At 58.4% G+C, this 10,593-nt stretch carries 9 protein-coding genes and 1 pseudogene; 4 read left to right on the top strand and 6 right to left on the bottom strand.

Annotated features, from left to right (window positions below; all coding sequences use genetic code 11):
• The 3 genes and pseudogenes from HFK74_RS31600 to HFK74_RS31590 form a co-directional block, all read right to left on the bottom strand.
• Nucleotides 1-197: pseudogene (locus tag HFK74_RS31600) on the bottom strand (peptide ABC transporter permease); the annotation flags it as partial.
• Between the two features lie 205 nt (nt 198-402).
• Entirely contained in the window at nt 403-1,977 is a 1,575-nt protein-coding gene (locus HFK74_RS31595) for an ABC transporter substrate-binding protein (RefSeq protein WP_257230490.1), read from the bottom strand.
• Nucleotides 1,978-2,265: 288 nt separating this feature from the next.
• The gene (locus HFK74_RS31590) at nt 2,266-2,832 is read right to left on the bottom strand and encodes a cupin domain-containing protein (protein WP_180206953.1); all 567 of its coding nucleotides are present in this window, start codon (nt 2,830-2,832) and stop codon (nt 2,266-2,268) included.
• Nucleotides 2,833-2,992: 160 nt separating this feature from the next.
• Between HFK74_RS31590 and HFK74_RS31585 the strand changes: the two genes are divergently transcribed.
• Nucleotides 2,993-4,210: a Xaa-Pro peptidase family protein gene (locus tag HFK74_RS31585; RefSeq protein WP_180206952.1), complete on the top strand. Its 1,218-nt coding sequence runs from the start codon at nt 2,993-2,995 to the stop codon at nt 4,208-4,210.
• Between the two features lie 69 nt (nt 4,211-4,279).
• On the opposite strand, the gene phnA is transcribed toward HFK74_RS31585, so the two are convergent.
• Nucleotides 4,280-5,503, bottom strand: coding sequence for a phosphonoacetate hydrolase (gene phnA / locus HFK74_RS31580; protein WP_180206951.1), 1,224 nt, complete (start codon nt 5,501-5,503; stop codon nt 4,280-4,282).
• Nucleotides 5,504-5,673: 170 nt separating this feature from the next.
• Here phnA and HFK74_RS31575 point away from each other — a divergent pair, with 170 nt between their 5' ends.
• Nucleotides 5,674-6,573, top strand: a complete 900-nt coding sequence (locus HFK74_RS31575; protein WP_180206950.1) for a LysR substrate-binding domain-containing protein — start codon at nt 5,674-5,676, stop codon at nt 6,571-6,573.
• 93 nt (nt 6,574-6,666) lie between these two features.
• Here the strand turns inward: HFK74_RS31575 and HFK74_RS31570 are convergent, their stop codons facing one another.
• Both HFK74_RS31570 and HFK74_RS31565 read right to left on the bottom strand, forming a co-directional pair.
• Complete coding sequence (locus tag HFK74_RS31570; RefSeq protein ID WP_180206949.1) at nt 6,667-7,893, bottom strand: MFS transporter; 1,227 nt, start codon at nt 7,891-7,893, stop codon at nt 6,667-6,669.
• A gap of 277 nt (nt 7,894-8,170) precedes the next feature.
• Nucleotides 8,171-9,280, bottom strand: coding sequence for a hypothetical protein (locus tag HFK74_RS31565; RefSeq protein WP_180206948.1), 1,110 nt, complete (start codon nt 9,278-9,280; stop codon nt 8,171-8,173).
• A 416-nt stretch (nt 9,281-9,696) separates the two neighbouring features.
• Here HFK74_RS31565 and HFK74_RS31560 point away from each other — a divergent pair, with 416 nt between their 5' ends.
• Both HFK74_RS31560 and HFK74_RS31555 read left to right on the top strand, forming a co-directional pair.
• Nucleotides 9,697-10,107 (top strand): hypothetical protein, encoded by a 411-nt coding sequence (locus HFK74_RS31560; protein WP_180206947.1) that lies wholly within the window; start codon nt 9,697-9,699, stop codon nt 10,105-10,107.
• A gap of 11 nt (nt 10,108-10,118) precedes the next feature.
• Complete coding sequence (locus HFK74_RS31555) at nt 10,119-10,502, top strand: hypothetical protein (protein WP_180206946.1); 384 nt, start codon at nt 10,119-10,121, stop codon at nt 10,500-10,502.
• The last annotated feature ends 91 nt before the right edge of the window (nt 10,503-10,593 follow it).

Raw genomic sequence — 10,593 nt, 5'->3', positions numbered from 1 at the left:
TACTGGGCATACAGGGGTTTGTTCAGACCAAGGCGTTCCATTGCCTGAGCGTGCATTTCAGGGTCGACTCTGCGTTCGCCCATCATGACTTCCACGGGGTCGCCAGGGATCATGCGAATCAACGCGAAGGTCAGCAAGGTGATGCCGAAGAACGTGGGGATCAGTAACCCCAGTCGGCGGGTAATAAAACTCAGCATTTGGGCGACTCACTCCTTATCTTTTTTGTAGTGCCGGACATCGTGCTGGCCGTTCCCGGTAGTTCAGGCTGCATGGGTAGGCTGCGGCTCGACGTTTCCCCGGTGGGGCGCTTGATTTTTTTCGTTGCAGCAGATGAGACAGTCCTCGCCGGTCTGGCGCCGGTTCGAGGAAAGCGAAGGGGGCCGGTTGGCCGGCCCCTGTCGCTCACTGTTTGTTGTAGACGCCGTAGAAGCTGCTGAGTCCGAAGGGGCTGATCTGGAAGTCCTGCACACTGGTGCGCATCGGCTGGTAGACCGTGGAGTGGGCGACCGGGGTCATCGGCACCTGCGCTTTGAGGACATGCTGCGCTTGCTTGTACAGCGCGGTGCGCTGTTCCACATCGGCGGTGGCCTCGGCGGCCATCACCAGTTTGTCGTAGCCAGCATCGCACCACTTGGAGAAGTTGTTGCCGTTGACCGCGTTACAGCTGTAGAGGGTGCCCATCCAGTTGTCCGGGTCGCCGTTGTCGCCCGTGAAGCCGATCAGCATGGCGTCGTGCTCGCCGGCGTGGGCGCGCTTGATGTACTCGCCCCATTCATAGCTGACGATGTTGGCCTTGATGCCGATTTTGGCCCAGTCGGCCTGGAGCATTTGCGCCATCAGCTTGGCGTTGGGATTGTAGGGGCGTTGCACCGGCATGGCCCAGAGGGTGATTTGCGTGCCTTCCTTCACGCCTGCAGCCTTCAGCAACTCCTTGGCCTTCTGCGGGTTGTAGCCGGCGTCCTTGATGGTCTCGTCGTAGGACCACTGGGTTGGCGGCAGGCCGTTGACGGCCAACTGGCCGGCGCCCTGGTAGACGGCATCGATGATGGCTTTCTTGTTGACCGCCATGTCCAGCGCCTGGCGTACTTCGAGCTTGTCGAACGGCTTGCGGGTGAAGTTGTAGGCGATATAGCCAAGGTTGAAGCCCGGTTGGCTGGGCATCTTGATGTTCTGGTCTTCCTGCAGCGGCTTGATATCGGCCGGGCGTGGGAAGGAGGTGACCTGACATTCGTTCTTTTTCAGCTTTTGCATGCGCACCGAGGCGTCGGTGGTGATGGCGAAGATCAGATTGTCGATCTTCACGTCTTCAGGCTTCCAGTAGTCCTTGTTGCCCTTGTAGCGAATCTGCGCGTCTTTCTGGTACTTGCTGAACACGAACGGGCCAGTGCCGATCGGCTTTTGGTTGATGTCCTGGGCCTTGCCTTCCTTGAGCAACTGGTCGGCGTATTCGGCCGACTGGATCGAGGCGAAGCTCATGGCCAGGTTCTGGATGAAGGCTGCGTCGACACCCTTGAGGGTGAACTTGACGGTATGGTCGTCGACTTTTTCGACCTGGGTGATTTTTTCGTTCATCCCCATGTCGGTGAAATAGGGGAATTCGGTGGGGTAGGCCTTGCGGAACGGCATGTCCTTGTCGAGCATGCGGTTGAAGGTGAACAGCACGTCGTCGGCGTTGAAGTCGCGGGTCGGCTTGAAGTAGTCGGTGGTGTGGAACTTGACCCCCTCCCGCAGATGGAAGGTGTAGGTCAGGCCATCGGGAGAAACGTCCCAGCTGGTTGCCAGCCCCGGGATGACCTTGGTGCCGCCACGTTCGAACTGTGAGAGACGGTTGAATACGGTTTCGGCTGAGGCGTCGAAGTCGGTCCCCGTGGTGTATTGGCCCGGGTCGAAGCCAGCTGGGCTGCCTTCGGAGCAGAACACCAGGTTACTGGCGGCGTGGGTGAGGCCGGAGCCGAGGATCAGGCCGGCGGCGAGCATTGTCTTGAACGTGGTTTTTTTGCGCATGCGAACCTCATTGTTGTTATTTTGAGGGCGGCAGATCAGGTCGTTCATTGCTGGGAAGACGCACCTGACCCTGCGGCTTTACGGGCTGTAGGCTGCCCGTCATTGGCGACAGGGAGCCGAAGGCCGACGTGCTGGCTGGGGCGGTAGCGCGGAAGGGGAGAGAGGGATGCTCGCGCCGCCACCGGCCGAGGAAAAACTTAAGTGATTCTGAATTTAAATACAACTTAAATTCAGTGCTGCTTACATTTTGCTTGCGACCGGTCAGGCCGTGGGGTGGTCGTCGAGCAGGCCCCCCATGGTGGTGACGACCAGCACTTCGGCAACATCGTCGCCAGCGTTGGCGATGGAATGGGGCTTGGTAGAGTCGAAATGCACCGATCCCCCCGGGCCGAGCGGGTAGGTGTGGCCTTCAATGGTGTAGACGATTTGCCCGCAGAGCACATAGGTAAACTCTGCGCCTTCGTGGGAGATGAGTTCGGACTGGTAGCCCACCGCCATGGTCATCTTCATCGCGTTGATCGGGTTGCCGGGGAAGTTGCTGGACAGGCGCTCGTAGACCAGTGGCTGGCTGCCGATGGAGTACCGCACGCGCTGGCCCGGGTGGGAGTCGGGCTGGGGCTGGGTGGGCTGGTCGAACAGGGTGTTGAGCGGAATGCCCAGGGCTTTTGCGATTCTCGCCAGCGAGGAGATGGACACGCCAGTGAGGTTACGCTCCGCCTGGGACAGGAAGCTGGCTGTGAGGCCTGTTTCAGTGGCGACTTGGTTCAGGGTCTTGTTGGCGGCGCGGCGGTAGCGGCGCAACCGTTCCCCGATCTGTTCTGCGGTCATTGGCGTGGCTCGTGTTCTGAAAGGCGCCAGTATATCTGGCAGCGCATTGCCGAAAAGGCTTTTCGCTTGATTGGACTTAAGTGGCACTGAAAATACGCCTTGACGCGTATTTAAGTCAGGCTTAAATTTCGCGCACTGCAACATAATCCGGGAGAACGAGATGACAGTGGGTGTAGGTGGCAAAACTCCGGAACAGGCGCTGGCCGGCCTGGCGAAGATGACCGCGGGCATGCAGCCCATCGGCCTCGACGAATACCAGTCACGCATTGCCAAGGCCCAGGGCCTGATGCGAGAGCAGGGCATCGCCGCCCTCTACCTGAACGCTGGCAGTAACCTGTACTACTTCACCGGGGTGAAGTGGAGCCCGAGCGAGCGCATGGTCGGCGCCGTGCTGCCCGCCAACGGCCCGCTGGCCTATATCGCCCCGGCCTTCGAAGAGGGCACCATCCGCGACTTCCGCGAGGTGGAGGGGGTTATCCATGGTTGGCAAGAGCACGAGAGTCCCTACCGCCTGCTGCTCGACATGCTCGCTGGAATGGGCATCGCCGCCGACGCAGTGGTGGGCCTGTGCCCGTCCCTGGCGTTCTTCATGTTCGACGCCATCCGCCGCCTCGAATCGGGCTTCGACTTCGTAGACGCTTCTTGCGTGATCAACCCGTGTCGCTATCACAAGTCCGCTACAGAGTTGGCGCTGATGCAGCGCGCCAAAGACATGACCCTGGAAGTGCACAAGGCTGCCGCCAGCATCCTGCGCGCAGGCATCAGCACCACCGAGGTGGTCGAGTTCATCCGCGAGGCGCACCGCAAGGTGGGCGCGCCGGGTTCGACCTTCTGCATCGTGCTGTTCGGCGAGGCCAGCGCCTTCCCCCATGGGGTGAAGCACGCCCAGGTGCTCAAGGACGGCGACATGGTGCTGATCGACACGGGCTGCCTGCTCCACGGCTACCAGTCGGATATCACTCGCAGTTACGTGTTCGGCACCCCGAGCGACCGCCAGCGCGCCCTGTGGAACCTGGAAAAGACCGCCCAGCAGGCGGCCTTCGACGCCGCGCGCCTGGGCGAACCCTGCCAGGGGGTGGATGCCGCCGCGCGGCTTAACCTGGAAGCCGCCGGTCTCGGCCCGGACTACCAGTTGCCCGGCCTGCCGCACCGCACCGGACACGGCATCGGCCTGGACATTCATGAAGGGCCCTACCTGGTACGTGGTGACCAGACGCCGCTGGCCGAAGGCATGTGCTTCTCCAATGAGCCGATGATTTGTGTGCCGGGCGAGTTCGGCATTCGCCTGGAGGATCATTTCTACATGACCGCCACCGGCCCGCGCTGGTTTACCCAGCCGAGCCATTCCGTAGACGACCCGTTCGGGTTGGAGGCCTGAGGGCAGGCGATTGCCCGAGGTGGCAAGCGAGGGGGGCGCAGTCTGTCGCTGCGCCAAGGCGTTTCCGGATCAGGCCAGATGGTTGAGTGCGATATCGATAATGTCGAAATTGCGCAGGCGCCCCGGGTTGTCCATGCCGACCAACTTGCGGTTGAACATCAGGGGTACTTTTTGTTCAGATACGCCACCGTGGGAACGCAAGGGCACGGTCAGACCTGACAAGTCGTGTTTGTCGGCAGCCGTTCCCAGCACCGTCAGGCGGTCGCCGAGTACCACCAGATCGCCAATGCGGTCTTCTGGCAGTTCGAACCGCTGGCTGGCTTGTGTACGCGTCAGCACGGCCTCGACACCCGCGATGCCGGCCAGGAACTCCATGACGTCGCGCTGCGCAACGGCATCGTGCAAATACACGGTTGCGTAAGAGCCCAGCGCACCGTGATGTACCACGTAGGGGTCGGTAATAGGCAGCAGGACGCTCGCCCGTTGTGCGCCGTAGCGGGTGTCCAGCAGGTCTTGCAGGAACAGGATGTTGGGGCGGCCCGCCGCGTCGGTCTTGGCGTTCATGCCGTGATCCGCCGTGATCGCCACGATCGCGCCGGCCTCGTGATAACGACGCAAGTAGCTGTCCATCATTGCGTAGAATGCATTGGCTTGGGGGGTGCCCGGCGCGTGCTTGTGCTGTATGTAGTCGGTCGTGGTCAGGTACATGAAGTCGGGGCGCTCGTTCGTCAGCAAAGAGAGCCCGGCAGCGAACACGAACTCCGAAAGCTCCGCACTGTACACGGAAGGCACAGGCATCCCGACGCGTGCCACGATGTTCTCGACACCGTGTTCCTCGAGGTTTACCTGATCGGCTTTTTCAGCCGAAAAGCAGATGCCTTTCAGTTGATGCCCCAGCAAGTTGCGAAGTTTGTCCTTTGCGGTTACCACTGCAACAAGCTGACCCGCCCTGGCCATTTCGGCAAGAATGGTCGGCGCGCGAAGGTACTTGGCGTCGTTCATCAAGACCTCCTCCTGCATGTCCTGATCAAAAAAGTAGTTGCCGCAAATACCGTGAACGGAGGGCGGTGCGCCGGTAACGATCGACAGGTTGTTCGGATTGGTGAACGACGGCACCACGCAGTCGCCCGTCAATACCGTGCCGAAGCCCGTCAGTTCGGCGAGGAACGGTGCCTGTCCGGCTTGAATTGCCTGGTTGATGTATTCCTGTTCACAGCCGTCGACACAGATAACAATCGTCGGTGCCGAGGACAGGCGATAGGCGCGTGAATTCACGTTGATCAGTCGGGTCATGGACAAGCCTTCTCTTCGGTTCTTGAGCGCGCGGCGAGCGCTCGAATGTGGGTGGTGCACCAGCAGGACTTTTGGGTGAGCAGTTTCTGAAGGCTGCAATTCACCGTATGCTGGGTGTTCACCTCACACAATCGAATTAAAGTCGCGGTAACTGTGCGCAGGACTCACATATGAGGCAAAGACTTCCACCGCTGCATGCGTTACGCATCTTTGAAGTGGCCGCCCGTGCCGGCAGTTATTCGGCTGCGGCTCGGGAGTTGAACCTGACTCATGGCGCTGTGAGCCGGCAAATCGCGGCCCTGGAGGACTGGCTCGGTCAGCCGCTGTTCGTGCGTGACGGACAGAGCAGGGTGGCGTCCCCTCATGCCCGCGCGCTCGCCCGGGAAATCAGTGCCGCGTTCGATCACATCGCAGACGCCGCCGAGCGCTATGGCAAGAACCAGCAACTAAAAGTCATTCGCGTCAGCGCCTCCGCCACAGTCGCGATGCGCTGGCTGATCCCTCGATTGCCGTTATTTGCCGAAATCTGCCCTGGAGTGGATGTCCGCGTTTCGACCGTGCTTTCGACGCAACCAGAGTTCACGGGAAGCTTCGACATTGCGATACGTCGGGGCGGACCTCACGGTGGCCAATTTCAGGCAATACACCTGTTTCGGGAGTCGAATACGATCATCGCGAGCCCGTCCCTGATTGCCCGAACCGGTATTCAGACGATCGAGCAACTGGCCGCCGAGACGTGGTTAACCACCGAAACCCGGCCAGGTGACTGGGAGGCCTGGCTGGAGGCAGCCAACCAGCCCATGCTTCGCGCGAATCGAGCGCTGCGGTTCGACCATTTTTTTGTGACCTTGCAGGCCGCAGTGGATGGGCTTGGTTTCGCAATAGGCCCTTTCCCGACACTTGAGGCCGAGTGTGCGGCCGGGCGGTTGCAGAAACCTTTTCCCGCTTTGCGCTCACCCGGCTCAACGTACCATGCATTGGTTCCGCTCGATGCCGACAAACCCGTCCACCTGAGGGCGTTTGTCGATTGGCTGCAATCATTGAGCGTGACGGGGGAGGAGTCTCAGTGAGGGGCGCTTCACATCAGGGCGGCAAACGACCCGTTGTAGGCCCCTCACAGGTGGCCGTTGCATCGACCGGTTGAATCAACAGCCGAAAGCTGGCTAGCAGGGTTGGGCCGCCAGGCTATTACTGACGTTACGCCCCAACACAAGTACCGTAACAAAACCGCAGCCTACCAAGGCCGTCGCTAAACTCAACAGCACCGAGCTGCCCAGTTGGTCGACGATCTGCCCGCCGAAGAACGAGCCCAACGCAATAATTACCTGGAACAAGGCGACAAATAGTGGCATGCCACGTTCGACATCCTTGGGCGCCACGACAAACATCCAGATACTGGCGCAGGCCGGGAAGGCGCCGAAGGCAAAGCCCCAGAGCGCGATCAGCATCGCTGCGCCGGTCATGCTGGTGGCGAAGTGGGGGAACAGGGCGGTGCTGCTGCCGATCATCAATGCGACCAACAACAGGGTGTGCCGCACGCTACGGTTGGCCGCGAAACCGGCGAAAATATTACCCATTACCCCTGTCACGCCATAGAGCAGCAGCAGTGAGCCAATAGTCGGCCCATCGAAGCCAGCACTTTGTTTGAAGAAGGGGGCGACGTAGGTGTACGCGGCAAAGTGCGCCAGGCCAATCAGCAACACAGCGATCAACCCAACCCGAGCTTGTGGATTGATAAACAAGGCCGGGAGGTCACTGATGCGAATTGCCTTGTCCGGGTTGAGCCGCGGTAGCAGGAAGATCTGCGCCAGTAGCACCGGTACACCCAACAGCGCGGTTACAAGGAAGGTCATGCGCCAGCCCATCAGCCCACTCAGCCAAGTACCTACGGGCACGCCCAATACGGTGGCCAAGGTCACACCGACCATGATGATCGAGGTAGCCTGGGCTACGCCAACTCCCTTGGGGGCCAAGCGACCGCTGAGGGCAATGGCAGTCGCCCAGAAACCGCCGATACTGATGCCCAGTAGTACGCGACCGAACAGCAGCAGGCTGAAGTCGCTGGCGTAGGCCACGACCAAGTTGGCGATGACCATCAGTAGCGTCAGGCCGATAAGCAGATAGCGACGGTCCGAGGCACCAATACCCAGAGACAGCAAGGGGGCGGCGAGGGCAGCCGCTATGCCGGGCAGGGTCACCATCAGACCGGCGTGTCCTGCACTGATACCGAGGTCGCTGGCGACATCGTTGAGTACGCCCACTGGGAGAAACTCGCTGGTGACCAAGGCGAAGGCACCCACGGCGACCGAGAGAATCGCCAGCCACTGCTGTTTGACACTTTGTTGATTATGTTCGAGTAGGCCGTGATCGGCCTGGCTGGCGCTTGGCATGGTGCTGGGTTCCAAGGGGAATGTCGCCTGAATACAGGCGGGGAAGGCGGGGAGAAATCGGAGGCGATTATATGAGTCAGTTTCGGCAACCAAACAGGCGGGCCTTTCGATAGTAATCATCAGCGCAATCGATGAGACGCCCTGAGGGGAACGTCCGCTTCTGGCTGATCGCTGCCTGTCGCGAAGGGCTGAAACCGACCCATACCTGACGGTCAGCATCGATTGGATTTGGCCGTTTGTTACCTGTAGCGGGAGTGATTTAGTTGCAAAATGAGATTCAAGTGAAGGGATCGGGATGAACGAGCAGAGTCGGCGCTTTCTGTAACGATTGATCAGGCTTTGCCGAGCTACGCATTCGATTGTGGATGGTGGTTGCAATATCTTTCGGCAACTGAATTGAGCTTGTGTTTGCTTCACTAGTGCAGAAGAGACAGAACTGACTCCCTGGTGGACTAAGTAGCCAGCAGGAGGAGCACTCTTCAGCCTTGCCACCCCACTCTCGGACTGCTCGGAGCGTCTGATTAACGATCAATTCCTCTCGCCGCTTGAGAGCGGGAAGCTCATCCTTCACAAGGATCCCCGCAGTACGCTGAGCCTCAGCAGTCTCCAATTGGGTCTGCCTATGCGCTGCCAATGCAGTGGCATGTTCGGCCACCCTCGCTTCTTGCTCAACTCGCTTCGCTTCCTTGATCACCCGCAGGGGAGTCTGTTCAAGTTCCCATTGGTCGTTGCAGTGAACAACTTCGGTCGCAAGTTCAGCTTCAGCACGCTTGATTCGCATTTCTCCCCGAAGCGATCGAATCCATGACCTAGTGCTAGCGTCGGACAGAACGGCTCGTTCAAATGTTAATGGATCGTTGATCTGGCCCAAACTAAGCCCGCTGAGATCAATCTCAACTGAGGAGGCCTCAATATTAGAGAGCCGCTCGTACCGTTTGTTTTCTGCTCGGGAGAAGACTTTGATTCGTACAAGCAACTGACGGTTGCCGGTGGTAAGAACCGCGTGAGCTATGACGTCGCCAAGGTCCACAAATCGTTCGACCGTATCAGCTGTAGCTGACGTTTCCGGGACACTTACTTCGCGAGACAGGATGCGCCCTGAGTCAGCCATGGCGCTGATCTGATGACGGAAAGCCGGAAGAGTAAGGCGTCGCTGTGCAGCGATTAGAGCTACAGCCGCCCGTCGCACACCATCTTTGAACCCGCTAACACAGTTTTCAGAATGGCCGTGGCGAAAATGCGGGATGACTTTCTGACCACCATTCGCAGCATTCAGCGGTTTGTGACAACCCGGACAAATACAGCCACAAGCAAGGCCATTCTCAACCTCAAAGGCCCGGAAAAGCATGCCATCACGTTTACCGAATGGAATCTTTGTACCCTGCATACAACCAGCTCTCGATAGCACATTCAGCGTGGCTAGCCTCTCAAAAACGAGGCCTATTCTCCAACGTCCGAACGAAGGAATATCCTAACTGTGCAGATGGATGACAGAGTTGCAGCAAGGCCCAGCAGGGTCCTTGCCCGTCAGGTATTCAGGTCCGCTATTCATCAATACTCCAGAGCAACTGGACAGATTTGCAAAAAATACTATCAGAATGTCCGCTTCTGGACGAATTCTGCCTTCCACGATAAGCAGAAACCGACCTAAGCTGCGTGTCGCAACGGCTATAGAATCAGGGGGTGATACAAAATCATTATCGACCCAGGAGGATCTATTATTCTCTGGAAACCCTAGTCGAGGTTTCTGACCAAATGAGAAAGGTCCTTGGGTTGACACATGTAATGGGAATGGTGTCGTTCATGTTCGCGGCGCTGGCATTTGGAGGCGAGGAGTTGTACGCCATCGTTCAAATGACACGAAGTGATGGAATGCACATGTTCTCTTTGGGTGGCATTTACCATGACCGAGAGTCCTGCATAGCCCAAGCGCAACAAAACGTGCGGGAGTTTCAGGATTCCGCGGAAAAAAGCGGATTCACCGCCCAGCATGATTTGGTGGCCTGCGACACTCGCGCCCCCCTCGGTACAGCTTTTGAGGACTTGATGAAAGGCTTCAGTGCACGTCACTATATTTTTGGGTTTTCTAACAGTCGCGTCATGGTGGTGCATGAACGAGGGACACTGGAGTATGAGCGCCAAGTGTGCGAAACCCTTAAAGGGGCCTATCTTACCAAATATGGTATTCGCGGCGTTTGCGTCGCCCCAAAGTAACGGCGGACAACATGATGTTCAAGGCGCTGTTTTACTCATTATTGGTGGCGGCGATCGGTTATTTCGTGTTGACCACAGGCTTTTTTCTGGTACCGCTTGCGGTGTTGATCGGTGCTTCGCTTTCTCCTGAGAGTATCGCCATCCTCGTGTTCTGCCTCTGGTACGTAGACAGCTATCAAAGAGCTGTAATCGCCACCATCGGCGGCGGACTGGTATTGTCTGTCATCCACTTGGCGGTGGCACACTCTCTAGAACTCAACCAGACTCCGACCCTCCATCGTCCGTGGCACTGGTATGTCGAAACAGGGTTTTTGCTCTCAGCATCCTATTGCCTAATTAAGCTGCTGATTCTGAAATACAGGCGGATTCGGTTACCGCATGACAAACAGCCATAACTCTAATCATTGAATCGTTCGCTTTGCCGAAATGCAAAGTGAAGGGTAGCCATCGGCTTGAATCGCCCCGGCTTGATAGACACCATTGAGC

Source organism: Pseudomonas sp. SbOxS1 (assembly GCF_013416725.1).
Taxonomy (GTDB): Bacteria; Pseudomonadota; Gammaproteobacteria; order Pseudomonadales; family Pseudomonadaceae; genus Aquipseudomonas.
Note: the sequence above shows the minus strand (reverse complement) of the source record. Positions and strands in the feature narration are given on the sequence as shown.